The sequence below is a fragment of the Microcoleus sp. F10-B2 genome, from assembly GCF_036704965.1.
Taxonomy (GTDB): Bacteria; Cyanobacteriota; Cyanobacteriia; order Cyanobacteriales; family Microcoleaceae; genus Microcoleus.
Window position 1 is genome coordinate 1 of record NZ_JAUBTB010000078.1, and the last position, 26,576, is coordinate 26,576.

31 protein-coding genes are annotated in these 26,576 nt (G+C 44.4%); 9 read left to right on the top strand and 22 right to left on the bottom strand.

The features are described from left to right. Positions 1–338: 338 nt before the first annotated feature. Both QUA99_RS24620 and QUA99_RS24625 read right to left on the bottom strand, forming a co-directional pair. The gene (locus QUA99_RS24620) at positions 339–752 is read right to left on the bottom strand and encodes a nuclear transport factor 2 family protein (RefSeq protein WP_333245237.1); all 414 of its coding nucleotides are present in this window, start codon (positions 750–752) and stop codon (positions 339–341) included. Positions 753–828: 76 nt separating this feature from the next. Next, entirely contained in the window at positions 829–1,647 is an 819-nt protein-coding gene (locus tag QUA99_RS24625) for a Uma2 family endonuclease (protein ID WP_333245234.1), read from the bottom strand. 114 nt (positions 1,648–1,761) lie between these two features. On the opposite strand from QUA99_RS24625, the gene QUA99_RS24630 reads away from it, so the two are divergent. Next, a complete protein-coding gene (locus QUA99_RS24630; protein ID WP_333245231.1) occupies positions 1,762–2,340 on the top strand; it encodes a Uma2 family endonuclease in 579 nt (192 codons plus the stop codon). A 22-nt stretch (positions 2,341–2,362) separates the two neighbouring features. On the opposite strand, the gene QUA99_RS24635 is transcribed toward QUA99_RS24630, so the two are convergent. The 15 genes from QUA99_RS24635 to patD form a co-directional block, all read right to left on the bottom strand. Then, positions 2,363–3,757, bottom strand: coding sequence for an ATP-binding protein (locus QUA99_RS24635; RefSeq protein WP_333245228.1), 1,395 nt, complete (start codon positions 3,755–3,757; stop codon positions 2,363–2,365). 821 nt (positions 3,758–4,578) lie between these two features. After that, complete coding sequence (locus QUA99_RS24640; protein WP_333245225.1) at positions 4,579–5,529, bottom strand: pentapeptide repeat-containing protein; 951 nt, start codon at positions 5,527–5,529, stop codon at positions 4,579–4,581. 83 nt (positions 5,530–5,612) lie between these two features. After that, entirely contained in the window at positions 5,613–5,795 is a 183-nt protein-coding gene (locus QUA99_RS24645) for a hypothetical protein (protein ID WP_333245222.1), read from the bottom strand. A gap of 14 nt (positions 5,796–5,809) precedes the next feature. Next, positions 5,810–6,703 (bottom strand): hypothetical protein, encoded by an 894-nt coding sequence (locus QUA99_RS24650; RefSeq protein WP_333245219.1) that lies wholly within the window; start codon positions 6,701–6,703, stop codon positions 5,810–5,812. A gap of 224 nt (positions 6,704–6,927) precedes the next feature. Then, complete coding sequence (locus tag QUA99_RS24655; protein WP_333245217.1) at positions 6,928–7,146, bottom strand: type II toxin-antitoxin system HicA family toxin; 219 nt, start codon at positions 7,144–7,146, stop codon at positions 6,928–6,930. Continuing rightward, positions 7,146–7,391 carry a type II toxin-antitoxin system HicB family antitoxin gene (locus tag QUA99_RS24660; RefSeq protein WP_015178899.1) on the bottom strand — a complete coding sequence of 82 codons (246 nt, stop codon included), beginning with the start codon at positions 7,389–7,391 and terminating at the stop codon, positions 7,146–7,148. The genes QUA99_RS24655 and QUA99_RS24660 overlap by 1 nt, the downstream gene beginning before the upstream one ends. A 121-nt stretch (positions 7,392–7,512) precedes the next feature. Further along, positions 7,513–7,887, bottom strand: a complete 375-nt coding sequence (locus QUA99_RS24665; protein ID WP_333245214.1) for a DUF433 domain-containing protein — start codon at positions 7,885–7,887, stop codon at positions 7,513–7,515. 197 nt (positions 7,888–8,084) lie between these two features. Then, the gene (locus tag QUA99_RS24670) at positions 8,085–8,477 is read right to left on the bottom strand and encodes an AEC family transporter (RefSeq protein WP_333343568.1); all 393 of its coding nucleotides are present in this window, start codon (positions 8,475–8,477) and stop codon (positions 8,085–8,087) included. A gap of 474 nt (positions 8,478–8,951) precedes the next feature. Beyond that, positions 8,952–9,182: a hypothetical protein gene (locus QUA99_RS24675; RefSeq protein ID WP_333242795.1), complete on the bottom strand. Its 231-nt coding sequence runs from the start codon at positions 9,180–9,182 to the stop codon at positions 8,952–8,954. A gap of 548 nt (positions 9,183–9,730) precedes the next feature. Continuing rightward, on the bottom strand, positions 9,731–9,937 hold the full coding sequence (locus QUA99_RS24680) for a hypothetical protein (protein WP_006634050.1): 207 nt from the start codon (positions 9,935–9,937) through the stop codon (positions 9,731–9,733). Between the two features lie 180 nt (positions 9,938–10,117). Continuing rightward, positions 10,118–10,618 carry a GNAT family N-acetyltransferase gene (locus tag QUA99_RS24685; RefSeq protein WP_333242798.1) on the bottom strand — a complete coding sequence of 167 codons (501 nt, stop codon included), beginning with the start codon at positions 10,616–10,618 and terminating at the stop codon, positions 10,118–10,120. 174 nt (positions 10,619–10,792) lie between these two features. Beyond that, positions 10,793–11,866, bottom strand: a complete 1,074-nt coding sequence (locus QUA99_RS24690; protein ID WP_333242801.1) for an RNA polymerase sigma factor, RpoD/SigA family — start codon at positions 11,864–11,866, stop codon at positions 10,793–10,795. Between the two features lie 110 nt (positions 11,867–11,976). Beyond that, complete coding sequence (locus tag QUA99_RS24695; RefSeq protein ID WP_333242804.1) at positions 11,977–13,650, bottom strand: ABC transporter ATP-binding protein; 1,674 nt, start codon at positions 13,648–13,650, stop codon at positions 11,977–11,979. 298 nt (positions 13,651–13,948) lie between these two features. Then, the gene (locus QUA99_RS24700) at positions 13,949–14,533 is read right to left on the bottom strand and encodes a zf-TFIIB domain-containing protein (protein WP_333242807.1); all 585 of its coding nucleotides are present in this window, start codon (positions 14,531–14,533) and stop codon (positions 13,949–13,951) included. A 45-nt stretch (positions 14,534–14,578) separates the two neighbouring features. Then, positions 14,579–14,977, bottom strand: a complete 399-nt coding sequence (patD, locus tag QUA99_RS24705) for a heterocyst frequency control protein PatD (protein WP_333242810.1) — start codon at positions 14,975–14,977, stop codon at positions 14,579–14,581. A gap of 451 nt (positions 14,978–15,428) precedes the next feature. On the opposite strand from patD, the gene QUA99_RS24710 reads away from it, so the two are divergent. The 3 genes from QUA99_RS24710 to QUA99_RS24720 all read left to right on the top strand — a co-directional run bounded on the left by QUA99_RS24710 (position 15,429) and on the right by QUA99_RS24720 (position 18,677). Further along, on the top strand, positions 15,429–17,702 hold the full coding sequence (locus QUA99_RS24710) for a bifunctional (p)ppGpp synthetase/guanosine-3',5'-bis(diphosphate) 3'-pyrophosphohydrolase (protein WP_333242812.1): 2,274 nt from the start codon (positions 15,429–15,431) through the stop codon (positions 17,700–17,702). 15 nt (positions 17,703–17,717) lie between these two features. After that, positions 17,718–17,957, top strand: a complete 240-nt coding sequence (locus tag QUA99_RS24715; protein ID WP_333242815.1) for a DUF6883 domain-containing protein — start codon at positions 17,718–17,720, stop codon at positions 17,955–17,957. A 393-nt stretch (positions 17,958–18,350) separates the two neighbouring features. After that, entirely contained in the window at positions 18,351–18,677 is a 327-nt protein-coding gene (locus QUA99_RS24720) for a DUF4926 domain-containing protein (RefSeq protein WP_333242817.1), read from the top strand. A 249-nt stretch (positions 18,678–18,926) separates the two neighbouring features. Here QUA99_RS24720 and QUA99_RS24725 read toward each other — a convergent pair whose 3' ends face one another. Next, positions 18,927–19,847, bottom strand: a complete 921-nt coding sequence (locus tag QUA99_RS24725) for a glycine betaine ABC transporter substrate-binding protein (protein ID WP_333242821.1) — start codon at positions 19,845–19,847, stop codon at positions 18,927–18,929. Between the two features lie 177 nt (positions 19,848–20,024). Here QUA99_RS24725 and QUA99_RS24730 point away from each other — a divergent pair, with 177 nt between their 5' ends. Both QUA99_RS24730 and QUA99_RS24735 read left to right on the top strand, forming a co-directional pair. Then, positions 20,025–21,392 carry an aldehyde dehydrogenase gene (locus QUA99_RS24730; RefSeq protein WP_333242852.1) on the top strand — a complete coding sequence of 456 codons (1,368 nt, stop codon included), beginning with the start codon at positions 20,025–20,027 and terminating at the stop codon, positions 21,390–21,392. A 270-nt stretch (positions 21,393–21,662) separates the two neighbouring features. Next, entirely contained in the window at positions 21,663–22,013 is a 351-nt protein-coding gene (locus QUA99_RS24735; protein WP_333242824.1) for a 4a-hydroxytetrahydrobiopterin dehydratase, read from the top strand. A gap of 26 nt (positions 22,014–22,039) precedes the next feature. On the opposite strand, the gene QUA99_RS24740 is transcribed toward QUA99_RS24735, so the two are convergent. Beyond that, on the bottom strand, positions 22,040–22,774 hold the full coding sequence (locus QUA99_RS24740) for a response regulator transcription factor (protein WP_333242827.1): 735 nt from the start codon (positions 22,772–22,774) through the stop codon (positions 22,040–22,042). Positions 22,775–23,369: 595 nt separating this feature from the next. On the opposite strand from QUA99_RS24740, the gene QUA99_RS24745 reads away from it, so the two are divergent. Next, on the top strand, positions 23,370–23,618 hold the full coding sequence (locus tag QUA99_RS24745) for a DUF6761 family protein (protein WP_172192600.1): 249 nt from the start codon (positions 23,370–23,372) through the stop codon (positions 23,616–23,618). A 316-nt stretch (positions 23,619–23,934) separates the two neighbouring features. Here the strand turns inward: QUA99_RS24745 and grxD are convergent, their stop codons facing one another. The 3 genes from grxD to QUA99_RS24760 all read right to left on the bottom strand — a co-directional run bounded on the left by grxD (position 23,935) and on the right by QUA99_RS24760 (position 25,383). Further along, positions 23,935–24,258 carry a Grx4 family monothiol glutaredoxin gene (gene grxD / locus QUA99_RS24750; RefSeq protein WP_333242830.1) on the bottom strand — a complete coding sequence of 108 codons (324 nt, stop codon included), beginning with the start codon at positions 24,256–24,258 and terminating at the stop codon, positions 23,935–23,937. Between the two features lie 198 nt (positions 24,259–24,456). Further along, positions 24,457–24,717: a BolA family protein gene (locus tag QUA99_RS24755; protein WP_006634035.1), complete on the bottom strand. Its 261-nt coding sequence runs from the start codon at positions 24,715–24,717 to the stop codon at positions 24,457–24,459. Positions 24,718–24,759: 42 nt separating this feature from the next. Continuing rightward, positions 24,760–25,383, bottom strand: a complete 624-nt coding sequence (locus tag QUA99_RS24760) for a hypothetical protein (RefSeq protein ID WP_333242832.1) — start codon at positions 25,381–25,383, stop codon at positions 24,760–24,762. A gap of 213 nt (positions 25,384–25,596) precedes the next feature. Between QUA99_RS24760 and QUA99_RS24765 the strand changes: the two genes are divergently transcribed. Next, complete coding sequence (locus QUA99_RS24765) at positions 25,597–25,956, top strand: type II toxin-antitoxin system HigB family toxin (protein WP_333242835.1); 360 nt, start codon at positions 25,597–25,599, stop codon at positions 25,954–25,956. 142 nt (positions 25,957–26,098) lie between these two features. After that, entirely contained in the window at positions 26,099–26,497 is a 399-nt protein-coding gene (locus QUA99_RS24770; protein WP_333242837.1) for a transcriptional regulator, read from the top strand. Positions 26,498–26,576: the final 79 nt, after the last annotated feature.

A 26,576-nucleotide genomic window follows, 5' to 3' on the forward strand; every position in this document is an offset into this window, starting at 1 on the left:
CGTCCCGCCCGTCCTTTCTGGACGGGCGGGACGCCCATCCCACAAATATGTGTAAATTATTTAATTCGCGATCCTTACTACAAACCTTTCGTTCGTAGTGAGGACTTTATTTGTCTTTCTGGCGTTTAGTCATATCATGTCCGATCGAGTGACCGCGATTAAAAGGGCGGGTTTTTGAGATTGGAGATTGTTGGCAGATATTTTTCGTGAGGGGAGCCCCTACCGTATTAGGGGTAATCGACCGGACATGATATCAATCATGACTAAAGTTCTGACTATAAACCTGCATATTTTCCTAAAAAACCAGGTTTATGCGTCTAACAACTCACAGATAAATCTTATCGAAACTTCCGTTCAGATTCTTGAATGGGAACATCATTAATGCTGGCTTCACGTCTTCGCATTAACCCATTTTCTGCAAATTCCCACTGTTCATTACCATAGGCGCGATACCAGTAGCCAGAATCATCGTGCCACTCATACTCGAAGCGAACAGAAATCCGATTGTCTGTAAAACTCCAGAGTTCTTTCTTTAAACGGTAATCTAATTCTTTGGCCCATTTTCGTCTTAAAAAAGCCTTGATTTCTTCTCGTCCGCTGAAGAATTCGGCACGGTTTCTCCACTGAGAATCTTCCGTATAAGCTAAGGCTACTCGTTCGGGATCGCGGCTATTCCAGGCATCTTCAGCAGATTGAACTTTGGCTTTAGCTGTTTCCAACGTAAAGGGCGGTAGAGGTGGTTTAGTTTCCATCAGCTTTGTTTTTTGTGATTAAAAAAGATCGGGTGCGGGATGCTCGCGCTACAGAGAGAGTTTTGGGAATTTGAGATCAATCCTCAGCATCGGGATCGATTCCCATTGCTCGCAGTCGATCGGCTAACTGGGTAACTTTTCGCTCTGCTTGTTCGGCTCTTTCCCGTTCTTGTTCGGCTCTTTCTCGTTCTTGCTCGGTTCTAGCCCGCTCAATTTCAACTTGTTCGGAGCCAGTTAACAGCAAATTCCCCTGCGAATCCCACCACCGCAGCCAAAGCAGTTCTTGATTTTGATAGCTTCCCTGCCACAGTCCCAATTCTACATCTAGTACAGGAATGGGATAGTGACCGCGTTCGTTTGGCTCCATCCTTCGATACACAAAATCTATCAGGTGATAGACTTCTAAATTGCCAGTTCTCATTTCATAAATACCGTAGTAAGGAATGCGGATAATTCTCTCGTACACCCAAAACTTACCGGGTTTAGTTGTTGTACCGTCGGCCGCCACAGAAAGCGGAGTACGATCGCGCTCTTCATCTCCATTACCGCTAGCAAATTCTAAAGCAATGAACGGAGCCATGTGTTCCCGCCAAAGTACATAAGAACGGCGAAAACCGTCAAGTGTTGCCGGTACATTCGGCACGTAAAACCAATCCGGTGCTTCTGCACCTCGCTCTGGCGGGTCAGTTTCTCGCCAGTAAATGCCGCAATCTTGCCCGATCGCATATTGTCCGTCTGGATGCAGCCGCTCTACAACAGGCCCGATCGAATCTGTCAGAATGATGCTCTGGGGATGCTCCTGAAAATTTTTTACAAATGTACCGTCTTCGTCTGGCAGTTGAGTATGATCGGGGAATGCAGGAGGCAGACCAGTAGCAGTTATTGTCTCGTTCATCGTCGTTTTCCTTGCAGTTATTGTTAATTGTACTGCGAAATTTTAGAGCAAGCTGAGTTGAGACTTTAGCTAATATTCGCTAATATGGAAAAGCGATCGTAAAAGGTAAGTCAAATGGTTGTCGCAATTTCTAAAGCAGGATTGGGTGCAGGTGCGGCTTTCCTGTCAAACGTGACATGGGAGACTCTAGAAAAGTTGGATGCAGATTTGGCGGAAACTGGGGCGCATTTAACTTATTTGGATGGGTGTTTAGAAATTATGGCTCCTTTTTCTGAGGAACATGAAGAATCTAGAAACACTTTAGATCAGCTTTTAGAGATTTATATGCGGACGAAAGACATTCGTTTCTACGGGCGTGGTAGTACAACTATCGGGATGAAGGAGTTGGGTGCACGGAAGGAACCAGATGAGTCTTATTGTTTGGGTACGCGCAAGTCGGTTCCAGATTTGGCGATCGAGGTAACAGTGACAAGTGGTGGCATTGATACGCTGGAAATCTATCGTCGGATAGGAGTGCGGGAGGTTTGGTTTTGGGAGGATGGGGTAATTTCGGTTTATTGTTTGCGTTATACGGGGTATGAGTTGGTGAGTAAGAGCGAACTTTTGCCGGAGTTGGATTTGCGATCGATCGAGTTTTATTCGCGGATGGCGGATCAATATGATGCGGTGAATGCTTTTATGCGATCGATGTAGAAGTTGAGAAGTGCGATCGATGTTACAGTTTGATACTGGTAGGATTTGACTGGGATTGAATGTATTGTTGAAATACAGGATGGAGTAAAAATAGCGCTCCCGATCCTACTTGTACTTTTTCCAGTAACCCGCGCCGCGCTAAAGATTGTATGGCTTGCCAAAATTCTGATTTAGATAACTCAATATCGGCAGGTGCTTGGGAAATATCTACCGCTTCAGCTTGACTTGCTAACCAATGGCTCACCTTTTTTTCTGACTCCGATAAACGCTCTAAGTGAGATTCTAAAATGGTTTCTAAGTCACCTAAATAAATATCATTATTATCAGTTAAAAACCGGGAAGCGCTACCGTCAAAAAATTCTAAAATTGTTGAAGCTATGATATTTAACCAGGAAGGATGACCTTGATAAAGGGCGAGCAAGTCTGACCATTTTTGCTCATCTGCTAATCCTTTTTCTCTGAGAATTTCTGCCGATTCTTCCCCTAACCCTTTGAGGTGTAAAGTTCGTGCAGGTCGGTTTAGTGCTTCTAAAGCAGTAAGTTCTCTGGGTTGTTCCCAACTGAGGATAATTAAACAACTCTGATGAGAGGATGTGGCAATTTGTTTGAAAAATTTGCCATAGTCTTCATAGCCTGCTAAATATTGACCTGCTAATTGACCGCTTTTAAAAATATTTTCTACGTCATCAAGGATTACTAAACAGCGAGAAGATCGAAAATAATCGATGACTGTGGGTAATGGGGGTTGTGGCGATCGCCCAAAAAATTGCTTGAGTTCGGTTTGGAGGGTTGAAAGTGTGGGTGTGTCAGCGAGGCTTAACCAAATAATATAATCAAATTCGGTTTGAATTTGTTCGATGAGTTTGAGGGCGATCGCGCTTTTGCCAATTCCGCTTAAGCCGTAGACGGTAATCAAGCGCGTGTGGGCTTGCAAAATCCATTGTTTCAGGGTGGAGAGTTCTGAAGTGCGATCGTAAAAGTAACGGAGTTCGGGTGCGTCTGTTAAATCGATTATTGGGGATTGATTTTTGTTTTGGGGAGAGTCAGGGGGATTAGGCGATCTGGTTTGTGTATTTTTAATATTTTTTATAAATTGATTACAAATATTAATATCAATTGCTTGTAATAAACAGTCGCCTGAATGAGAAACTTGAGAAACTCTATCCCTTTTCTCTAACTTAGAACGAAAATTAAATTTATTGAGGTCTTCTCCTAATTCCTCACCCAGTTTTTCCCATAATTTAGCGGCTTCTTTTTTAACGTGAGATTGACTGCAATTAAACTCTTTAGCTATTTGAGGATATTTCTGTCTTTGCCAAACACCCGTTAGTATTGCTTCCTGTAGGGGTGTGAGATTTTCTCCAGTTTTATCAAAAATCGAATTATTAGCCCATTCTACAACATCTTCAACATTCATGGGTCAGGGTTGAGTGAGGTTTAGTGTACTAGATCCTACTAAATCCTACTTTGTCAACTGAATTATACCAACTTCTACTAAATTGGTTAAGGATAGTTAGAAAACTTGGGTGCTAAATCCGACCGTTTTGAGTTGTTAAATATTAATATCACCCAATATAATTAGGGAAACAAAACAATCAAATTTGGAATTATGGAGAGAATCAGCTTTGAAAAACTTCCTAGATATCTGTCTAACTCTATTTGGTATTTTAATACTATTTTTAGTTTCTTTAGCTATTCCCGGCATGATCCAAATTTACTTATCTATAGTAGTTTTAGCTGTCTGTGGATTTATGATATTTAGTGTAATTTGGTTCTTTCTTATGATTGGTTTGATATGTGGCATAATTTATTCTTTCTTAACGGGTGAATTATTTAAGACCTATGAAGATTAAACTAGATATACTCAAATCAAGTTTAATTATGAACTGTATGATGTGTTAGGTAAATACAACAAAATACAAGACTTATTAGATAAGTGAGGCACCAAAAATATTTGTTTATTCAAAGAACCTAACTGGATACTGCCCTTCAACTCAAACCGTATAATAAGCACCACAACCATTCTAAAAAAAACCTTTTGTCCCGCCAGCTAATTGAATACTTTTAAATTACCCCTTAAATCCTTTAGGCGGCGGTTGCACTGTTTCTCCACCTCTTTCTCCTGAAATAGTGAAGAGTAAGGAATAACCAGTATTAGTACGATGCGTCACCTTTAGATTAATTTTCGATAAAACAAACAGAGCGATTATAGCAGGTGACGCGCTCTACTAGGTAAAACTAACGTCGATAGAGAGTTCCATCAGGCATTTTTGCACCGTTAAGATTTGCTTGTCTCAAGTCTGCACCACTCAGGTTAGCTTGCTGTAGGTTGCTACCAGTAAAGTTTGCTTTTTGTAAGTCAACCCCACTTAAGTCTACTGCACTCAACTTGTTTGCTAGTAAATTTAGTAAGTCTTGACTATTTAGGGTGGAACTTCGCCATAAAGCGCTGTTATTAAGATGTAGCTGAATTAACCCTAGTAATTCGTCCTTACTAAGATTTACCTGATTAGGAGCGCTTTTGATTAAGTTAATTAAATCATGCTGATTTAGCTTAGAATTGACTAGCTTCTGTACGTCTTGCTGGCTGAAGTTAACTTTATTCCAGTCTAACCCGCTGAAATCCAAGTTACTAGGGTCAGCTTTGATAAAATTGACTAAATCTTGCTTGCTCAAGTTAGCTGTAACTACCTTGATTGAATCTTCCTTACTCAACTTAATTTTACTCCAGTCAAATCCATGAAAATCTAAGTTTCCAGGGTTTTTAACTTTACTAATTTTGACTTCACTCAAGTCAGCACCTGTCAAGTCTACGCCAGTCAAATTTGCACCACTCAAATCTGATCTTCTCAAATCAGCATTATGCAGGTTAATACCTTGTAGATTCTTACCACTGAGGTTAGCACCTGGTTTAATTTCGGTTTCAGTGGCTACTGCATTGCTTGTAGAGTCTTTACTGCCACAAGTTCCTTGTCCGAAAACTAAAAAGCAATCAGTTTTTTTAGTGACATTAGGTTGACTTCCTTCTGCTCGGACTTTTTCAGGCTGCATCAAGAGGATTCCCAGACAGAAAAATATAACAATTAAAAACTTGGTCGTCAACTTTTTAGCAATTGTAATTTTAGGTAGCATGGTATTTTTATCCCTACACATGGTTTGACACAGGTTAAGACAGATTTTCTGATACATGAACTCTATTATACTTTGGAATCAAGCTCACTAGCTGATTACTCGCAATTTTGGAAATTGGGATCGCACCTCACCAATCATTTTTATTCCGTCTGCTGTACCACAGTATTTAATTGCTGGCACTGTGCAATCTGAATTAACATCCTCAATGCCTCATTCACTGCTGCATCATTGGGAAAAGCTTGGGCAATATCTGCATCTAAAAGCACTAAGTTTGTCCCGGCACGACATTGTTCAACATACTTGCCTCTAACACTTCCTTCCATTGCGATTGATCTCCCTACTTTCTCACGGGCTGAAATCCCTGCACAAAACTCACCCAGCGTGGTACTTTATCACCTGTAATATTTAGGATAGGAATGTTGAAACTTCTGACAGCGGGGCGACCGACTTCACCAGCCGAAAAAGTCACATTCGTAGGTTCCGACTTACCTAAACCATAGGCACTGGCTATTTGATTAGCAAGTCGGCAGGTTATTTCAAAACTTCCCATATTAATCCTGCCACCTGCAGCCGCGTAATTCCAAGTAATACCGGGTGTTAAATTCTCTTGTTGACACATAAAGTGGGTGACTTCAAACATTTTGGCAATGTGAACGTCATATCGCCTTAAGCGTCCTCCATACGCCGATGCTGTGGTATCGCTTTCTGGTACTACAATCGATCCAAATCCTTCGTCAAAACCAAGCTCCATCGGGAGTGCTGTGGAACTTGTGAGCGGTTGACTCGCTTGAGGTTGTACGCGAGTCGGTGACATCTGTATTGGTTTGACAAATTGACTATTAGCGCGAATAAAACAACCTTGCGCCGCACCAGCAGTGTAGGTTTTTCCTACAAAAAGCCAAGGTAAACCCCTGGTATCACGGAAAGTAACACCAGCATTACCAGGAAAGCTTTCAAAACGCTGTCCCTGTTTTAAAACACCAACTACAGACCAATTAAAAACATCAAATGGAGTGGGGTTGTCAACACGCATAAATTCTTCAAAAGAAGAATTCATGCGACAATTTAACCCCTTTGGGTCTGAGTCTACTACTTCCCAATAAGTATGATAAGTTCTTCCCGTATAATCCCCTTGATTATTAGGACTTGGGAGAGGTGCAGTAGAACCCAGTTTAGCTGTTCCTAATACCAGCAGAGTTGCAAGAGAAATGGTTTTTAATTCTTTTAACATGGGTATCACTTTTTAAACACTACATTTATTGGCAATCAAAGTGCGATCGCACCCAAAATTATGAGCAAATTACTCCTCACGATCGCAAAATATCATCTACAATAACCTTATCACCATCACAGAAGTCTCTACTGAGATGACAATCTTCAAGTAGTGCAGTCCCTATGAGTGGACGACGACCCATTCCTAGCACTGCAACATCCTTTTCTACACCATTCCACAAATTAGAGGTTCTCCCAATCACTAATATCAACTTTAGCCTGTCCCAAAATCTTAGCTAAAAAGTTGGCACTGATATCACCTTGATGAGGATTGGGGATGGTAATGCGAAGGTTATCTTTCAACATGAACTGATGCCTTTTTCCCGAATATGGGCCATCAAATCCCAGTTGTTTCAGGTAATAAATTAAGTCTCGACGTTTGACTGGTTTTAAAGGAGGCATCAGGCAACTTCCTTGGTAACTGTAAGGTCGATATTATCAAGGACAGGTAAAGGAAGTTTCAGGGTGAGACTAAGTAAAATCCAGTCTTCCAATACCTCTTGCAATTCTTCTCGACAAGCTTCGAGACTTACAGCATTTGCATAGACTCCCTCACAGATAGGAATTTCTCCGTAGAAAGTCCCATCATCAGGGAAAATTTCATACTTAGCTTGCTTCATGGCAGCTTGGATGTATTTAGTTAACATATTAAAGCAATCTCCTTTAAGGTGACAAAACGAATTGGGATGATATCAAGCCAACCTTGATTAGCAATAGAGCCAAACAAAATTAGGGCGTGTCCGTTGAGATTACGATCGATCAAAAAAATTATGCTTTAGCATCAAGTTTTGCCTTCGCGGCTCGAAGCTTTTCCCAAGCAGCTTCCGTTCCTGGTATTGGTTGCCCGGCGGCAATTCGGGCAATCAGCTCGCGATTTTTTTCTTCATAATACAGCCGCAGTTCCTCAGCTTCCTTAAGAACCATTTGATACTCAGCTTCAACGGTGGCGCGATTTTCCTCAATATAAGCTAAAGCCGCGTTAATTTGTTCCTCTGTAAGGTCAAACAATCCCCTGATAAACTTAGGCGGATATTGAGCCGTCACATAGTCCATGATGTCGTAGAGGGTGATTCGCGTACCTGCGATCGTCAGTCCTCTTTCTGTACGGATGATAGCTGTTTGTTCGTCGGATATGGTTGTCATGCCTATAACCTCCTTGAAGTTATTTCTATATTAGACTAACTCTCAAAAGTCTGGCAACAATCATTAGTGTTGGGTTTATTTCCTGTTTTAGTAACGCGATCCAAATCCAAGAAACCGGGTTTCTGCGATAATTTACGCATCCTTACCGAGATTTTGAAAAGAAACCCGGTTTCTAACTCCCACGCTATCGTCCAACTTCAGCTAAACCCAGCTAACCAAAGGGGAAGCATCAACAGTAAACCGACGGAAGTGATGGCGATGCTGCTAGCTAACAAATCGCGATCGAGCTCGTAGACTTCTGCTAAAATCAGCACGGAAAGAGCTGTGGGCGTTCCCGACATCAACACCAACACGAACCTCGGATCGCCGCTCAATCCGAAATAACTAGCACCCAATCCGATCGGCACCGGCACAATTACCACTTTTAACAGCGACGGGATTAAGGGCAGTTCAAAACTTTCCCATTTCTTAATAGACCTCAGCCGGATGCCAACCAGCAGCAAAGCACTGGCAATTACCACCCAAACAGCAGTCTGCAATCCCGATTCCACTGTTTCGGGCAGGGGGATATTTCTGGTGAAAAAACCAATTAAAAATGTTCACAGCGCCGGAACTCTCAGCACGTCCCGTATCTGAGTCCACCAGTGATTTTTTTGCTCGGAGTTCCCGAAATAGCTAGCAATAAATACACCGAAACAATAAGTTCCAATAACATTGTTAGTGACGCTGTACAAGACAGCCCAGTTGTTGTTATCGGTGCTGATGATAGACGGGGTGATTGCTAATCCGACAAAGCCGATATTCCGTAACATTGCAGCTAGGATAAAACGGAACTTACCCCTGCAGAGGGTAGTTTCGGTGGCTGTATTCTTTGAGCTGTATTCGTTTTAGCTATTTGGCAGTTCCAATTTTGTAGCCATGTATTTAAGATTTTCTTAATATTTAGAACCAAAGTATTGCTGTATCATAAAATTAACTCAAACCCGCTCCACATAAGGGTTGTAAAAAGTTGTAGTCATGTACTTGATTTTCCCGCTCCAGGAAAGTCTTGCCCTGTAATGGTTTCAGAAGAAATGAATCTTATGTGCGGGGTAAGTTCCGATAAAACTAGCTTGGCTCGATCGCTTCACGGAATTTACATTTAACACAAATAAATTAACCAGAGAATTTTTGCCCTGAAAAGATGGCTTTTTGACGTGGGCCGCACTCAGCCTGCGCAATAACAGCCAAGTCAACCAAGCTAAACTCGTACTCAGAAATAACACGAATATGGCGATCGCCGGCGTAAATCCCACAGCCCCCGAAAAATCGCTTTGACGGGCTAAAACTAGAATTTGCAGTATCCCAATCTAGAAAAGAAAGTGGCTCAGCAGCTTGGGAAAATTAACTGGGATGTACCGAAACAGCAGCAGTCCCAAGCCCGTCCAGATAACTAGAGGGGTATAAGCGTGAAATAAGGTTTCAATCATAAAAATTTAACTAGACAATTTGAAATGCTTTTATCTATTAATAATAATGCTAAAATCAGTTTAAGAAATGCGAATTGTCGTTAGCGGAGTCCTCGAAGAGGAGCGCACTTGCCCGCTTTTTCGCCCTAGCTTTTTCGCAGTACAGCAGACCCGAAAATTTTTGCCCAAATTCCCGCACCTTGCAGGGCAGAATCCTCAGACTCGCAGCCCCCAATGCTTGCAGCTTTTTACCTTCACATTCACAAAACCTCTATTAATTTTACAAATGTGCGATCGAGTTATCTTGCCTTGGACGAACAGACGTGGAAGGTTTTCCTGCCGTTTCGAGCGAACGGAAACAGGGCGACACTAAAGCTGCTGATGACTTGCACTGATTAATTCAATTTCAAAGCATTAACAGGCACCTCATCCCAAGAACTAACCGTCCGCAAAGTAGCAACCCAGCCCTGCTGTTTTTGCTCTGCCGTCAAATTCTGCTCAAAGGATTTGTGGCAATCCTTCGCTTGAGTCTCGTCACAACAAGCAATGCAAGAATAAAGAATGCCCGACGGATCGATTTGCTCGTTTACCCAAATAATCACGATTTACTCTCTCAATCAAAATCTACTGTTACTTAAATTTTCCTATATTTTTGCCACTTAAGTAGGTCGGTATTAATTAACCGGAGTGGGGCCTTTTAGCTTAACAGGCTTTCCGGCCTGTTCCACACACAGGCAAGATGCCTGTTCCACAACAGATGAATTTTTTGTGGGGCGTTGCTCCTAGCCCGCCCTGAATTGTTTCGATGCCAAGGTTGCCAAAGACTCGCCCGCAACCCGGCAAATCCGCCAGTCGGGCATCACATCAGCACCGATACCCTTGTAAAATCCGATCGCCAATTCATTCCAATCCAAAACACTCCATTCCAAACGCCCGCAGCCTCTTTCAACCGTCAACTGCGCTAAATAAACTATCAAAGACTTGCCAATTCCCCGCCCTCGAAACTCAGGCAGCACGAACAAATCTTCCAAATAAATTCCCGGCTGAGTCAAAAAAGTAGAATAATTGTAAAAAAACAGCGCCCAGCCCACAACTCGACCTTCGCACTCGGCTAAAATCGCTTCAGCAAAAGGTCGATCGCCAAACAAATGATGCTCCAAATCAACGGCATTGCCAGTAACGGCATGAGATAATTTTTCGTACTCAGCTAAAGCTTTAATCAAATCAAACAGCACCGGCACGTCGGCGCGGGTAGCTGGGCGCAAAATTACCTCAGAAGACATAAATAAGTAAGTAGCACGCGACAATCCACAATTAAAAATACCACATCAAGACATTTTTAATTTGTAATATTTAATTAAGCTTTTCACCTTGAATCAGCATATTTACGGCGGGGTCGGAGTGTCCCCCACAATAATTTGAATGTTTTTCAAAATCCCAAATCTATTTTTTTTAGCTTATTTCAACCAGCCCTTCAATCGTTCCGTCACTTGAGGCCGCCGCAGTTTCCGCATTGCCTTATTTTGAATTTGACGGACTCGTTCGCGGGACAAATTGAACAAACTGCTGACCTCTTCTAAAGTGTAAGGTTCGCCGGTCAGCAAACCGTAACGCATAGCAACAATCTCTTTTTCCCGCTCAGTCAAAATACTGTCCAACACCTCCAAAATATCTTGGCGCATCATCATCTCATTCATCTGAGCTTCGGGAGATTGCGTCGCGTTATCTTCAAGAACATCCAAAAGTTCCGAACTTTCTTCTGAGCCGATGCGGTGGTTGAGAGACAAAGATTGCCGGCGTACTTGCTGGAGGTAGCGAAGCTGTTCGCAAGTAACTTCCATTTCTCTAGCAAGTTCAGTTTCAGTGGGATTGCGTTGAAGAGAACGCCTCAAATCCCGATAAACTCTTTTGAGCTTATTTAACTGTTCGACAATGTGAACCGGCAAGCGAATCGTCCGCCCTTGATTGGCAATTGTCCGGGTAATTCCTTGGCGAATCCACCAATAGGCATAGGTAGAAAATTTGTAACCCTTCTCCGGATCGAACTTTTCGGCGGCCCGATTCAAACCCAAAGCTCCTTCCTGAATTAAATCGAGAAAAGGCACGCCCCGATTGAGATAGCGTTTGGCAATCGAAACTACCAAGCGCAAATTCGAGCTGATCATTTTCCGTTTCGCCGACTGACACTGGTGGCGAAGCTGTTGCAGTTGAGTTTCGCTCACTCCTACAGCCGCTGCGAGTTCAGCTTTGGTGGGCACTCTGTCCAATTCCTGCTGCAAACGCTGTTCTAGTTCATCCAGGGCTACCAATTCTTGAACGCGGCGCGCCAACTCTACTTCTTCGGCTGCTGTCAGTAGAGGATACCGAGCCATTTCCTTGAACAAAGCTCCCACGGGATCGTCGGCAGACCAGTTGTTGTATGCTGACGAGCGAGTTACCGTGGGACGATCGATCTCGGTGTCCTCATCCTCTGCGATTGCGAATGAGGCTTCGGGTGCCACCGCAAAACTGCCTAGGTCAGATTCTGCCATATGGTGCTTGGTGTCGGTGGGATGATTTGAAAAGTATCCCTTAACTTTAACCAATTTAACCGGAAATTTCCGAAATCCAAAATCCAAAATCCAAAATCCAAAATCCAAAATCAATTAGTTCGAGCCAGTAAAGGAGCTGCCTGCAATAATTGCTGAGTATAAGGGTGCTGCGGATTAGCAAAAATATCCCTAGTCTTGCCGATTTCAACAATTTTTCCAGCATTCATTACCGCAATGCGATCGCAAAAAAATCTCGCCACCCACAAATCGTGCGTAATAAACAGATAAGTCAAATTAAATTCCTGCTTCAACTCCAACATCAGCTCTAAAACTTGAGTCTGCACGCTGGCATCCAGCATACTCACGGGTTCGTCGCAAATAATCAGTTGCGGCCGAGTAATTAAAGCGCGGGCGATCGAAACGCGCTGCTGCTGTCCTCCCGACAGTTCCCCCGGATAGCGGCGAAAGAAATCCTCCCCGGGAGTCAAACCCACCCGCTCTAACATTTGGATTACTTGTTTTTTAGCTTCGCTGGCATTAGCTAATTTGTGAATAAATAAAGGGTCAGCAATACTTTGCCCGACAGTCATCATCGGATTGAGGCAAGCGTGGGGGTCTTGAAAGATCATTTGCATTTCGCGGCGGTGCTTCCTCACAGCATCGCGGCTCAGGGCAGTTATATCTATTCCTTGAAATTCCACTTTGCCGCCAGTCGCGGTAATTAGCTGCAAAATCGTGCGTGACAAGGTACTTTTTCCGCAGCCGGACTCCCCTACCAGCCCTAGGATTTCTCCCCGTTCTAGCTCTAAACTAACGCCGTCTACTGCTTTAATTACTTGGCGATTCCTGGAAAATAACTGATCTAATAAATTGCTTTCTAAACTGTAATGTTGCTGCAAATTTGTCACTGTCAAAAGAGGAGAACTTGTTAAGTTTGCAGTAACGGCTTCAGTCCTGATTTCCTCGAATGCTAACCCTTTGTCAGAATCGGCTTGAATGTGCAAAGCTGCTTTGAGGAGCGATCGAGTATATTCGTGCTGCGGGTGTTCAAAAACGTTTTTCACCGGCCCTGTTTCTACGACTTTGCCGCCGTACATCACCGCAATGCGATCGCAATACTCGCCCACCATCGCCAAATCGTGAGAAATCAACAAAATAGCCGTTCCCCGTTCCGCGCAAAGTCTGGTTAATTCCTGCAAAATCTGGGCGGCGACAGTTACGTCCAAACTCGTAGTCGGTTCGTCCGCCACAATTAATTTGGGATCGAGCAAAAGAGCCAAAGCAATTGCTACTCTTTGCCGCATTCCGCCGCTAAATTCGTGGGGAAATTGCGACCAGCGAGACGCCGGAATTTTCACAGCTTCCAAAATGTCGATCGCCCCTTTCTTAGCTTGCTTGCGATCCAAATTCGGTCTGTGAGCTTGCAAAGTCTCGATGCAGTGTTCCCCGACAGTCATCAAAGGATCGAGACGAGTCATCGGATCTTGAAAAATCAATGCCACAGCTTCGCCCCGAAACCGTCTCAGCCGCGAGGCATTCATGTCAAACACCGACTCTCCAGCAAAACTAACTCGCCCCTCAATCAGCGTCGAATCCGGCAACAACCGCATCGCCGCCCTTCCCAAAGTTGACTTACCGCACCCAGACTCCCCAACTAATCCGAGCTTTTCCCCCGGTTTCAGCGTCAGGGAAACCCCGTCAACGGCCCAACCGGATTGGCCCCGCCGCTGAGGATAAGCTACTCGCAGATTGTCAACGAAAAATAGAGAAGAGTCATTAGTCATTAGTCATTAGTCCTTAGTCAGTGGTCAGTTGTTATTTGTTATTTGTTAGTAGTTAGTAGTTATTTGTTAGTAGTTATTGGTTATATAATCCTCGGTTGTCAGTTGTCACTTATTAATCATTGTGAGTAGTCATTGTTAGTTATTAGTCAGTATTTATTGGCAAGAGACTGAAAGTCTGTTAGTCAATGAAAGAATAATTAGCTGCAAACCGAGTTTTCTTGGTGCATAAGCCGCTCCCCCGATTACTAACTAATAACTAATAACTAATGACTAATAACTAATGACTAATGACTAATGACTAAATTTCCCTTCGCTTCAACTCCGCTCTCCGCAGTATGTAAGTAGCGGCACAATCTGCGTGGGGATGGTCTGCTAAAACTTCCGCGAGTTCCAACACATATCCGGCGATGTCCGGCCCCAGCTTCTCAGTAAGCACTTGACGTTCCCGAGAGGCGAGTTCTTGCACGCGGGCCTTAGCTTGCCAATTGGGAGAAAACATCTTGTCAATCTCAGTGTAGAATCCCAGACTTTCGAGTATGTCCCACTCGCCGTTATCGCACCAAATGCCCCCGCACAACATACAGCGCTCTATGTAAAAGGGCACTCTGCTGAAGGGAACTTTCGCCCGCGACAAATAGTGACCGTCTTCGGGACACAGCGCTGCTTTGCTGTCGTAGGGAGACGGCGTGAATTCTATGCCGAGAGTGCCTGTCGCCTCTGGCTTCTGGGATTTGTTGTACCACTGGTTCTGCTCTTTCTGCCAAGCTTCGTATTCTCTGCCTGGAATCCAGATACCGTAACAGTTGGGACACCACTGCACCGACATACTGCCGGCTAAAGTGCCACCTTCTAAGTTGGGATGTTTACATTTTGGACATTCCACCGCTTTATTTCTCCTTGCCGTATCAATTCCCTGTTAATTCAGTTGTTAATTCTGTATCTGGGCGAGCCCTGAAGAACCAGAATTTTTTTGCAGCAGCGCGCCACAGTAGCCAATTAGCGTGTTGAGCCGCGCGATCGCCGCAGTTTGCCTCGCCTTTGCTTTCGCTGGCTGGCGCGACGCTTGCAAAAACGTGACATCTGTCCCCAATAACCGCAGTTGCTTGTGAATTTCAGTCAAATAGGACTGCTCTGGGGGTGTTTCTGAGGCGTCTAACTCATCGCTGTCAGCTCTCATAATTTGGTTTCCGAAAAATTGTTGCACTTTTCTGTATTCGATCGCCAGCGCTGCCCGATCCCGATCATCCTGTGCTGCTGTTCTTTGTAGTTGTTCTAGTGCTTGCTGTAATTCTTGGTAGCATTGGCGGCGGTCTTCGGACAATATCATGATTTTGTAAACAAATTTGTATTTATAATCAAAGTAGATACTTGCTTAAGGTTTGCTCATATTAAGGGAAGTCGTGCGTTTTTGCAGCAATTCCCTGTTTTTTGAGAACTTTTTCTGATAGAGTGCCCTGAATAAACCCTTCTGGCTCATGCTTTTAGTTTAGCGTTGCCTGTGAATGCCGATCGCCCGCTACCTCAACTGCTACCGCCAAAATATGCTTATTTTACCCGATCGACAGACCGTGGTGGCAGTGGTATCACTATATTTTCCTACCGGAGAGGGGGGGCGACTCGGAATTAGATAGGTATAGTTAACACAAAAATCGACTATTTTTTTGAATTGCAAATTGTGGCATTCAATTAGTTTAGTATAGCTAAACACATAATTTCGGCAATTCAACCGAAAACCGGCTTTTAACCATTTGTATTTCTAAGTTTTAAAGGTGTACCTCATGAACGCGAACATTCTGACTCCCTCTCCTTCGATCGATCCTGCTGTAGTTCCCGATTGGCTGCAAGAATGCCTGAACGCTCCATCGCAGCCTGATGCGGGCCCTAACCCGAATTGCTCGGCTGACAACAGCTTAATTTGTCGGGCCTTTGAATTTGCCCGCGACTTGCACGAAGGACAGTACCGCAAATCTGGAGAACCTTACATTTGCCATCCGGTAGCTGTCGCTGGAATACTCCGGTATATGGGCGGCAACAGCGTCATGATTGCCGCCGGTTTTCTCCACGACATTGTTGAAGATACAGATATTACTCTCGAAGAAATAGAACAGCGGTTCGGCGCGGAAGTGCGACAGTTGGTCGAAGGTGTCACCAAGCTTTCTAAGTTTAATTTTTCCAGCAAAACAGAGCGCCTTGCGGAAAATTTCCGCCGAATGTTCTTAGCAATGGCTAAAGATATTCGCGTCATTGTCGTGAAACTGGCAGACCGGCTGCACAACATGAGGACTTTGGAGCATTTGTCGGAAGAAAAGCAGCGCAGTATTGCCCTAGAAACCCGAGATATTTTTGCTCCCCTGGCGAACCGTTTGGGTATCGGGCGCTTTAAGTGGGAATTGGAAGATTTAGCGTTTAAATACCTGGAACCGGAAGCTTACCGCGAAATTCAGGAATTGGTGGCCGAGAAGCGGGGCGATCGAGAAACTCAACTCGCAGAAGTGACGGATAGTTTGCGAGAAAGGCTTGACAAATTAGGCATTAAATGCTACGAAGTTAGCGGCCGTCCCAAACATTTGTACGGGATTTATGGGAAGATGCAGCGCCGCCAAAAAGGGTTTAACCAAGTGTACGATATTGCTGCGGTGCGGATAATTGTAGAAACCAATGATGACTGTTATCGGGCATTGGCGATCGTCCACGATTCTTTCCGCCCGATTCCCGGCCGCTTTAAAGATTATATCGGTTTACCAAAAGCGAATCGCTATCAATCATTGCACACCGGAGTAATCGGAACCAGCGGCCGCCCCATCGAAGTGCAAATTCGCACCGTAGCCATGCACCACATTGCAGAATACGGCATTGCCGCGCACTGGAAATACAAAGAAACTGGCGGTTCTAACACAAAAGTCACCGGCGACGACGAAAAATTTACTTGGCTGCGGCAACTCCTAGAATGGCAAAGCGACCTCAAAGACGATCGCGAATATTTACAAAGCATTAAGGACAATTTATTCGACGAAGATATTTACGTTTTTACTCCTAACGGAGACGTTATTGCTCTCAATAGCGGGTCAACTCCCGTAGATTTTGCTTACCGCATTCACACAGAAATTGGCAATCGCTGCACCGGTGCGAGAGTCAACGGGCGAATGGTAACACTAGACAAGGTTTTAAAGAACGGCGATATTGTAGAAATCTTGACCCAAAAAAATGGCCATCCGAGTTCCGACTGGCTGAATTTTGTCAAGACAAACGGAGCAAAAAACCGAATTCGCCAGTGGTTGAAGCGATCGCACCGAGATGAAAACCTCGCTCGGGGGCGGGAATTGCTGGAAAAAGAATTAGGTAAAAACGGCTTGGAATCTTTGCTGAAATCTGAACCAATGCAGTCGGTGGCTCAGCGCTGCAACTACCACAGCGTCGAAGATTTAATCGCCGGTTTGGGCTACGGCGAAGTCACCCTAAATCTCGTAGTAAATCGACTGCGAGATTTAGTAAAAGTGCAGCAAAAAATTGAAGCTGCTCCCGCCGGAGGACATGAATTGCCTCAGCTAATACCTGCATCGACGACACCGAAACCAGTACCGAGTTCGTCTCCGAGCAAATCGCCGATCGCAGGTGTAGAAGGATTGCTGTACCATTTAGCCGGCTGTTGCTGTCCGATTCCCGGGGAAGCAATTATTGGAGTTGTGACTCGCACTCGCGGAATTTCGATTCACCGGCAAGGATGTTCAAATGTTGAGAGCGTACCGGGGGATCGGTTGGTTCCTGTGAGTTGGAATTCCAGCAACCGCAATGAATCTCGACCCAACACTTACCCGGTTAACATTCAAATTGAAGCCCTCGATCGAGTGGGAGTTCTCAATGATGTTTTATCGCATTTGAAGGACAACCAAGTAAACGTCCGCAGCGCTCAAGTCAAAACCTATCCCGGATTGCCGGCATTAATTGACTTGTGCATGGATATCCAGGATAAACAACAGTTCGAGCGCACTTGTATGCAAATTAAAAAGATGAGCGATATTTTGAACTTGCGGAGGCTGAGTGAAGGGACTTAAGAGAAAAGTCTTCCTATGGCAAAACTCAGCCTTAACTCGGTTATTCCTTCAGCAAAGCTGACCAACTATTTATTAATCCGGCTTCCTAAAGACGACAAATCTCAGTTTCTCGATCGAGGTGGTTACAGCATAGAAAACTGGCAACAGCTCGATCGAGATTTAAGAAGCCAGATACTTCCCCTGGAAGCGGAGCTAATGGAAAACACCAAATACGGTCATTCGATTTTAGATTTTAGATTTTGGATTTTGGATTGACTTGCGCGAGATAAATTCGGGGGCTTGAGGATTTTAGATTTTCGATTTGGGATCGATCCCACTGATCGATCGCGTGGCGGGTACCACCTTTGAAATTCGCTTGTCAAAAGTACATGATTAGAGGCCGTTTAACAGGTCTAAATGGTACGACTTTACAAGTTAAAACCGTTTGGATAGTTACCGAAAGCCTCCAAGGTACAAAGCCCTCGGATTCATCCGTGGAGGGAGAAAAAAGCTCGCCCCTCATTATTCACTTGCCCCCCGGATTCATCCGTGGGGTCAATTCTTCAATACTTCAATTCTAAAATCTAAAATCTAAAATCTAAAATCGATTGACTCCATCCGAAACCCGATTTGTTACATTAGTTCCTGATTGACAAGAGGTTAAGCCCCATGAAATTTAAACTATTTTCACAGGTAGCATTGCGAGAAGACATCCCTAAGTACGGCCTAAAAAAAGGTGCTACAGCAACTATTGTCGAGCACTACCAGATGCCTGAAGGTGAAGAAGATGGTTATAGCTTAGAGGGGTTCAATGTCCAAGAAATTACAGTTGAAGTGGCCGAGTCCCAGATTGAAGCAATAAAAGCTGCTGTTTTGCAGCTTGCTTGGAAAATATTGATTACCATTCGCCTTCCACCAGCCTGCGATGAGAGGGAGTCATCTTGCGAAGCAAAACTTGTTCTTCTTCAGAGAGAGGTGCTTCGCAAGCAGCATTAATTTTTTCTAACAGTTGTTGATTTTCGCGGCGGCGGATAAATTCTTCAAGGGCTATTTCGATCAAAAAACTCTGAGAAATTTGCATTTCGCAAAGCTTTTGTTTCGGCTTGTTCAAATAAAGATGCTGGCAATGAGATAGCAGTTTTGACAGTTGTCATAGCTTTATACCTTCATTTATTTATATGAGTCTAACTCATAGTATAGCTAACCACAATAGGGTTCAGCAAACAGGCAGAACAATGAAACCCTTTATTTGGGCGGACTGACTGGCTTTGACTCGCCCAACTTTTGCTGCAAAAACTCCTGGGCGACTTCTCCAGCTTCCTGCTGTTTCTTATCAACTTGATAATTCAGTTGCCGCATATCTTCCTCGGAGATTTTGCCGCCCAATTCTGCGAGCACTTGACGCAATTCTGGGTATTTTTCCAAAATTTGCGATCGCACAACCGGAACTGCTTCGTAGGGCGGGAAATAGTTTTTGTCATCTTTGAGAACTACTAAACCCAAACTTTGAATCAAACCGTCCGTCGTATTGCCAGCAATCACATCTACTTCTTTTTGTTGCAGCGCTTGATAAAGCAATCCTAACAGCAACTCCTTCGGTTCTTCCGCAAATTTAATCCCGTAAGTTTTAGCTAATCCGGGAAATCCATCTTCTCTCTCGTTAAATTCTGGGCCGAAACCAGCCCGGAGGTTAGGTGCAGCTTTCCCAAGTTGTGACAGAGTTTGTAAATTGAGTTTTTTGGCATCATCTCCCCGCACAATAATCGCAAAACTGTTATTAAATCCCAGCGGTTCCGTCCATTCTGCTTTAAACTGTTTGGGATATTCTTGTTTGAGGTAATCGAGGACTTTTTTGGGGTCAGAAATCGGTTTTTGTTTCAGTATGTTGGCGTAAGCAGTCCCCGTGTATTCGACGTACAAATCGATTTTACCTGCTGTTAGGGATTGATGGCAAAGCGAACCTCCGAGATTCAGTTCTCGTTCTACTTTGAGATCTGTTTTCGCTTCGATATGGCGTGCTAAAATTTCTGCGAGGATGACTTGTTCGGTAAAGTCTTTCGAGCAGATGACAACTTGCTTTTGGGGCTTAGAGGTACATCCTGCTACTGCAAGCAAGCAAAGCAGCCAGCAGGAACAGAAAAAAAAATCGTTCTTAGATATTTTCATCAGCGAACTCCGTGGTCAGTCCCACAATTATTAGCTTCTAATTTATAGCATTTCTCAATGATTTGTAAAGCCAAGATCCCCGACTTCTTCAAGAAGTCGGGGATGGAACACCATCGCACTTTACCCAAGTTCGGTTTTGTTGTTGTAACATTTATTTATAGACATGGAGGACAAAAAATGGTAGGCAGCGTCAGCGATATTATCCAGCAGCAGCGGCAATTTTTTGCGACTGGGAAAACTAAGGATGTGGATTTTCGGATCGAACAACTGAAAAAACTTAAAAGTGCGATCGAACTTAATCAATCACGAATAGTCGATGCTGTCAAGGCAGACCTCGGTCGGCCGGAATTCGAGGCTTATCTTGAAATCGCATCGATTGCCGAAGTTAATTATGCCCTCAAAAACCTCAAATCGTGGGTCAAGCCGAGAAAAGTGCCTGCTTCGATAGATCAATTCCCAGCATCAGCCCGCATTTACCCTGAACCTTTGGGCGTAGCATTAATCATCGGGCCTTGGAATTACCCGTTTCAGCTAATGATATCACCCTTGGTCGGGGCGATCGCCGCCGGCAACTGTGCATTTCTCAAACCTTCGGAAATCGCCTCGCACACCTCCGAAGTTATCGCCGACATGATATCCAAAACCTTCGATCCCGTTTATGTAGCCGCCGTCGAAGGAGGCGTGGAAATCAGCCAACAATTGCTAGCCGAAAAATTCGACCACATCTTCTTTACCGGAGGCACTAAAATTGGTCGAATTGTCATGGAAGCTGCAGCTAAAAACTTGACACCTGTCACCTTGGAATTAGGTGGCAAAAGTCCTTGCATTGTAGACTCAGACATTCAGGTTGAATACACCGCAAAACGCATTGCGTGGGGCAAATTCCTCAATGCAGGACAAACTTGCATTGCTCCAGATTACCTGTTAGTAGATCGAAAAGTTAAGCCCGATTTGATGGCAGCAATTAAAACAACTATTCAGGAATTTTACGGAGACGATCCGCAAAAAAGTCCCGACTATTCGCGGATTATCAACCAGCGGCAACTGGAACGTTTGAGTGCGTTTATTAAAGACGGAGAAATTGTTGTCGGCGGGCAAGTTAAGCCGGAAGATAGATATATTGCACCGACGGTTTTAGATAAGGTTTACTGGGATTCGCCGGTGATGCAGGATGAGATTTTCGGGCCGATTTTACCAGTTTTGGAGTATGATAATTTCGGGGAGGCGATCGCCCAAATCAACGCCCGTCCCAAACCTTTAGCTTTGTATTTGTTCTCTAAAAATAAAGAGAAACAACAGCGAGTTTTGCAAGAAACTTCTTCGGGAGGAGTTTGCATAAACGACACAGTTATGCAAGTGGGAGTAACAGATTTACCTTTTGGCGGAGTTGGCGACAGCGGCATCGGCACCTATCACGGCAAAGCAAGTTTTGACACTTTTTCTCATTACAAAAGCGTGCTGCAAAAGTCATTTTTACTTGACTTGAAATGGCGCTACGCTCCCTATAAAGGCAAGTTGGATTTGATTAAGAAAATTATCAGTTGAGCGATCGCACCTGGAGGGGCGGGTTCGCTAGCGTTTACAATATAAGCGAGATAGCCAAATCAACCCGCCCCCTTCCTGATATTATCGGTTCAGCTATTCCACGGTGAACGAGAATTTCCCGAAATTTTAAAGAATTGCTCATCTGTTTTATGAACGATTCGATCGCAATTTTTACGTTGCTCCTAAAGGACTGTTGCCCCTTCCAAAATAATTCACATTAGAAATGTCTATAATATGTTTTAGCATCTTCTCGATAAAAAGCCATTATTTATGGAACCTTTATCAAAAGAACGCTGTGCCGCCTGCCAGCCAAACTCTCCCCGCGTCACAGCTTACGAAATTGTCCACCTCAAATCTCAAATTCCCGACTGGGATTTTATCGAAAAAAATGGCATTCCCCAGTTAGAACGGACCTACAAATTCCCGGATTTCAAAAGTGCGATCGCCTTTACAAACAGCATCGGCCAAGCAGCAGAAACTGAAGGACATCACCCCGCACTGTTAACCGAGTGGGGGAAAGTTACCGTTACTTGGTGGACTCACGCGATTTCTGGACTGCATCGCAATGATTTTATTATGGCTGCGAAAACAGATGCGATCGCCAATCAATTCCCAACATAAAATCAGACTTATCAGCCGATCGTAGTTTAAGAACTTACAGCTCCCGGTACCAGCGGTGAATACCTTTGATTCGCCTTCAACAACTCCAGATTCAGCCGGTATCCGACATTCCGTACAGTTTGAATTAGGCTCGGCTGTCGCGGGTCGATTTCGATTTTTTTACGCAGAGAGAGTACGTGAGTGTCGATCGTCCGGGGGTTATCAATAGCATCGGGCCAGGCCCGCAGCAGCAAATCCGATCGCGACAGCGGCACTCCTCCAGCTTGAGCCAGCACGTACAGCAGGCTGAATTCCTGGGGAGTCAACTCGATATGTTCCTCGTGCAACCTCACTCGGCGGTGCACCAAATCAATTTTCAGCAGTCCGCAATCGAGCGTCGCCGGCGGTATCATCGTGCGGTTGCGGCGCATCAGAGCCTCCACCCTAGCCATAAACTCTTGCATCCCAAACGGTTTAGTCAGGTAATCGTCTGCCCCCGCGTTCAAACCTTCAACAATATCCGATTCCGAATTTCGCGCCGACAGCATCAAAATCAGCGACTGCTGCTGCTGTTGCAGCCAGCGGCAAAATTCCAAACCGTCCCCATCCGGCAATTGGGCATCCAAAATCACTAGGGTTGGCTGGCGGCTGAAAAATATTTCCCTAGCGTGACTGATATCCGCTGACTGGTGCACCCAGTGACCGACTTGCTGTAGATGCCAGCCCAAGAGCGATCGCAGGTGCGGATTCCCTTCAACAATTGAAATACTTGCAGATCCCACAGAGGCGAGCTTCCCTTATCACTAATGGCTACCAGGTTAACAGAGCTTTTGTCAAGGTTTTGTAACCATTGCTACTCAAGCATTAGCTCCATTTCAAGCGGTGAATACATCAAGAGTAAGAATTTTACAGATTTGGTCAATTTGGGATGCTCAGCCCGCAGAAAGGTTAAATCATTCGGGCGATGATCTTACAATGAAAATAAGACAGTGTATAGCCGATCGACCCCATGTCCCAACCGCCTGCCAAAACCGAACCCCCCGACCCAGCCCCTAGTCCCAGGAGGTTGACAAATCGCGCAAGTGAAACTAAAATTCCTCCAACCGTTCGCTCGGTAGCCGGAATACTCAGCCACTGTGACCGCAAAATTCAGCAACATCCCGACTCAATTAAACGCACAGCGAATTATCTAGGTGCGCGCAAAAAGTCGAGCAACTGCATTGCCACGAGTGAAATTTTTTATGGAGGGTAGCCTGTTGAGCAGGGTAAAAACTTTTATTTAGAAATAGCCTCAAGCTGATCCGCTCAGCATCAATCGAGTCCATTCCTAAATCCCGCCGTCATTATACAAACCACAAAGGATTTCAACCTCACACCATGCTACAAGACACCCAAACAATCCGGCACTACCAAAAACTCACCGACGCCCTCGTCGAAATGTGGAATAGAGGTTATCGCTTCGATGACCTGCGACTTTACTTAGACGGCTATTTAGCAGCCCTGCGACATTCCAACGGTCTGGAACCCTATCTGATTCACAGACTAGAGGAAGAAGCAGCGCGTTATATTCACGACCCCTCTAATTTTGCAATGCCACAGACACAAACTGAATCAGACTACTATTAATACCAATTTCGGTTTAATAAATCTGCTGATTATTGGGTAATTGGTAATTGCCTTTTTTGATACTAACAGCTACTACCAGAATGATTGAAGGGGTCAGAAAATCCGGTTTTGGTATAAGAGTTCAGTCAGGAAGTGGCAAGCTGCAGTTTCAAAATTGATGTTTAGTAGGGCGGGCCGTGTCCGCCCTACTGTTGTTAAAGTTAGAATTTTGGGAAAGTTTTGAGTTCGGAACTCAGATTTTTTAAGTCTGTAACTCACAATTTGAAACCGACAATTTAACACTCAAAACTTTCTTTGTCCTTTCCCTTCGTTTTATTTAAGAAGCCAAAGCGACTTCTACAATTTCTTGCAATTCGCCCTTTTGATACATCTCGATCATAATATCCGAGCCGCCAATAAACTCGCCGTTGATATAGACTTGGGGAATTGTCGGCCATTGGGAATACTCTTTAACGCCTTGACGAATTTCCTGGTCGGCCAAAACATCAACAGTTTCGTAAGGCACTCCCAAAGTATTGAGAATTTGCACCACAGTATTAGAAAAACCGCACTGGGGCATTAACTTATTGCCCTTCATAAACACCATGATTTTGTTTTGCTTAACCAACTCGTCTATTCTTTGATGTGCTGTTGTACTCATTGTAGGTCCTAATATTGTTTGAAAATTTTTAAACGTGGACTGACGCAGAAACCGGGTTGTTTAGGAAAATTTCTCGTTACAGCCATAGATTCCGGTTCAAAAACCCGGTTTCTGTGGTTTTTGTGCGTAAGTGGAGCAGTTGTATTTCAAGCAACTCTTGACACGAACACAAACGTGTGATCACTAGCAACTCAAAAATTAAGCAACTTGATTCTTAGCTTCCCATTCTGCGGGAGTTAAAGTTTCCAAGCCCAAAGCGTGGATGGCTTCACTAGCCATTGCCTGTTTGAGAGCGCCGTAGACCAGTTGGTGCTGCTGTACTCGGCTTTTTCCTTCAAAAGCGGCAGAGACTACTCTCGCCTGGTAGTGGTCGCCGCCGCCAGTCAAATCGTCAACTTGTATTTTAGCGTCGGGCAACCCTGCCTTAATCATTTCTGCTACTTGAGACGGTGTAACCATTGGTTTCTCTGATAAACGGCTGTAATTGAGATTTTAGTGGAACTATTTTGTCGATGAGCTCGGTTGACTGCTGGCAGGCCGGGGATAGGGCGCATCCACAAAACCCAATTCCAGTAACTGCTGGTAAGCTTTCTTGCCCAAGTCGCGAGTTGGTTGCTGCGATCGAATAATCTGAATCAGCAGGGGCACAGCCAGTTCAGGTTTATTTTGCGCCCGGTGTACCAACGCCAGCCGGTAGGTAGCTTCGTCGCGCATTTGGGCTGTTTCTACAGCTTTGGTGCGGTGGCTTTCGGCCAAGCGGATGTCAATTCCGGCAAAACTGCTACCCAGTTGTTGGTAGAAGTTGGAGAGTTGATTGAAAATCTGGCGGGATTCTTGGAGTTTTTGACTGGCGAGTGCGTAATTCTGATTGGAAATAGCACTGCTGGCTTCTGTCATCAAACGCTGGCCTCCCTGGACACTCAGCAGGCTGCTGTCTTGCGTTAGAGGGCGGAGATTGTTGGGGTCTGTGGGGTCGTCGGCAGGTTCGACTTGCGGTTGGTTCTCTGGCGCAGAAGGTTGTTGTGCTTGGACTTGGAGCGGTTGCAACAGGGTAAAAGCTGCGATCGCCCCGATCGTAATCCGGGCAGTGGAGCGAAGCCAGCAAACAGTTCCAGAGTATACCATGAAATTACTTTGCGCCTGTGCGCTTTAAAAAAATATTTAGCTTGAGCCGATCTTACCATTGGCGATCGCAACCGGCTAAGTGTAAACCAAATTTGTTGAAATGTCAAAGGGTGCGATCGGGCAAAAGGCTTTTTAGGAAAAATTCAAGTAGAGACTTGACAGTAGGTTCTCATAGTGAGAACATAGAGGTGTCGTGTAAAAAACGGTACTGGAATGAGGCTAATTTCCAAGAAAAATCTGGAGAGTGCGATCGAACCCTACGGTGATGTCCCAAGTGCGGTCGCAGCCTGGTGCAAGGTCATGGAAGACAACGATTGGAAATCGCTAGAAGAGATCCGACAGGGGTATTCTAAATCGGTCGATCAAGTCTATGGATATACTATTTTTAATATTAAAGGTAAACATTATAGATTAATTGTACAAATTAACTATAGCACCGGATATGTACTTTTTAAGAAGTTTTTAACCCATGCCGAATATAGCAAAATTAACTGGAATGATGAAGATGAAGTCAAGCAGAAAATAGGTTTATTTCCCCCTAAATACATCGGGAAATCCTTACAGATTTCCTGATGTATTCAATCAACAAATCAAAAACATTCAATCCAATGGTTAAAAGCATGACACCGAGAAACAAACACCCACCTCGGAGAAACTTCAGGACAATATTATTCCTGCTTTCTTCTTTTTGTTGTCATAAATAATTGAATGAACTATGAACATCACAATTGAAAAAATAGCTTACGGTCAACTGCTGGCGAAATCGCAGCCTAAGCCCATCCTGAACGAAGAAGATTACGATCTTGCCCTCGTAGAATTAGGATCTCTGATGTCCCAGGAAGAATTAACATTAGAAGAAGAAACTTTACTGAGTCTCTGGGGGCTGTTGATCGAAGAATACGAATCAAAATATTACCCAATTCCAGAAGCGACTCCCCAGGATGTTCTATTGCATCTCATGGAAGTTCGCGAACTCAAACAAGCCGATTTAGTGGGCGTGATTGGTTCCAAAGGAGTAGTCTCTGAGGTGGTTAATGGGAAACGGGCGATTAGCAAAGCGCAAGCTAAGGCGCTGGGAGAATTTTTTAATATTAATCCTAGCGTGTTTATTTGAGCGTGTTTATCTGAAAAACTCGCCGATCTCGAAAAAGACTCGGCGGTTGAAACCGCTAGCAACGCGATCGCACAAACTA

What these genes read in the sequence shown, in the direction of transcription:
- QUA99_RS24620 (WP_333245237.1), bottom strand. Translation starts at nt 752, where the DNA reads ATGGAAACTAAACCACCTCTACCGCCCTTTACGTTGGAAACAGCTAAA.
- QUA99_RS24625 (WP_333245234.1), bottom strand. Translation starts at nt 1,647, where the DNA reads ATGAACGAGACAATAACTGCTACTGGTCTGCCTCCTGCATTCCCCGAT.
- QUA99_RS24630 (WP_333245231.1), top strand. Translation starts at nt 1,762, where the DNA reads ATGGTTGTCGCAATTTCTAAAGCAGGATTGGGTGCAGGTGCGGCTTTC.
- QUA99_RS24635 (WP_333245228.1), bottom strand. Translation starts at nt 3,757, where the DNA reads ATGAATGTTGAAGATGTTGTAGAATGGGCTAATAATTCGATTTTTGAT.
- QUA99_RS24640 (WP_333245225.1), bottom strand. Translation starts at nt 5,529, where the DNA reads ATGTATCAGAAAATCTGTCTTAACCTGTGTCAAACCATGTGTAGGGAT.
- QUA99_RS24645 (WP_333245222.1), bottom strand. Translation starts at nt 5,795, where the DNA reads ATGGAAGGAAGTGTTAGAGGCAAGTATGTTGAACAATGTCGTGCCGGG.
- QUA99_RS24650 (WP_333245219.1), bottom strand. Translation starts at nt 6,703, where the DNA reads ATGTTAAAAGAATTAAAAACCATTTCTCTTGCAACTCTGCTGGTATTA.
- QUA99_RS24655 (WP_333245217.1), bottom strand. Translation starts at nt 7,146, where the DNA reads ATGCCTCCTTTAAAACCAGTCAAACGTCGAGACTTAATTTATTACCTG.
- QUA99_RS24660 (WP_015178899.1), bottom strand. Translation starts at nt 7,391, where the DNA reads ATGTTAACTAAATACATCCAAGCTGCCATGAAGCAAGCTAAGTATGAA.
- QUA99_RS24665 (WP_333245214.1), bottom strand. Translation starts at nt 7,887, where the DNA reads ATGACAACCATATCCGACGAACAAACAGCTATCATCCGTACAGAAAGA.
- QUA99_RS24685 (WP_333242798.1), bottom strand. Translation starts at nt 10,618, where the DNA reads ATGTCTTCTGAGGTAATTTTGCGCCCAGCTACCCGCGCCGACGTGCCG.
- QUA99_RS24690 (WP_333242801.1), bottom strand. Translation starts at nt 11,866, where the DNA reads ATGGCAGAATCTGACCTAGGCAGTTTTGCGGTGGCACCCGAAGCCTCA.
- QUA99_RS24695 (WP_333242804.1), bottom strand. Translation starts at nt 13,650, where the DNA reads ATGACTAATGACTCTTCTCTATTTTTCGTTGACAATCTGCGAGTAGCT.
- patD (WP_333242810.1), bottom strand. Translation starts at nt 14,977, where the DNA reads ATGATATTGTCCGAAGACCGCCGCCAATGCTACCAAGAATTACAGCAA.
- QUA99_RS24710 (WP_333242812.1), top strand. Translation starts at nt 15,429, where the DNA reads ATGAACGCGAACATTCTGACTCCCTCTCCTTCGATCGATCCTGCTGTA.
- QUA99_RS24715 (WP_333242815.1), top strand. Translation starts at nt 17,718, where the DNA reads ATGGCAAAACTCAGCCTTAACTCGGTTATTCCTTCAGCAAAGCTGACC.
- QUA99_RS24720 (WP_333242817.1), top strand. Translation starts at nt 18,351, where the DNA reads ATGAAATTTAAACTATTTTCACAGGTAGCATTGCGAGAAGACATCCCT.
- QUA99_RS24725 (WP_333242821.1), bottom strand. Translation starts at nt 19,847, where the DNA reads ATGAAAATATCTAAGAACGATTTTTTTTTCTGTTCCTGCTGGCTGCTT.
- QUA99_RS24730 (WP_333242852.1), top strand. Translation starts at nt 20,025, where the DNA reads ATGGTAGGCAGCGTCAGCGATATTATCCAGCAGCAGCGGCAATTTTTT.
- QUA99_RS24735 (WP_333242824.1), top strand. Translation starts at nt 21,663, where the DNA reads ATGGAACCTTTATCAAAAGAACGCTGTGCCGCCTGCCAGCCAAACTCT.
- QUA99_RS24745 (WP_172192600.1), top strand. Translation starts at nt 23,370, where the DNA reads ATGCTACAAGACACCCAAACAATCCGGCACTACCAAAAACTCACCGAC.
- grxD (WP_333242830.1), bottom strand. Translation starts at nt 24,258, where the DNA reads ATGAGTACAACAGCACATCAAAGAATAGACGAGTTGGTTAAGCAAAAC.
- QUA99_RS24755 (WP_006634035.1), bottom strand. Translation starts at nt 24,717, where the DNA reads ATGGTTACACCGTCTCAAGTAGCAGAAATGATTAAGGCAGGGTTGCCC.
- QUA99_RS24760 (WP_333242832.1), bottom strand. Translation starts at nt 25,383, where the DNA reads ATGGTATACTCTGGAACTGTTTGCTGGCTTCGCTCCACTGCCCGGATT.
- QUA99_RS24765 (WP_333242835.1), top strand. Translation starts at nt 25,597, where the DNA reads ATGAGGCTAATTTCCAAGAAAAATCTGGAGAGTGCGATCGAACCCTAC.
- QUA99_RS24770 (WP_333242837.1), top strand. Translation starts at nt 26,099, where the DNA reads ATGAACATCACAATTGAAAAAATAGCTTACGGTCAACTGCTGGCGAAA.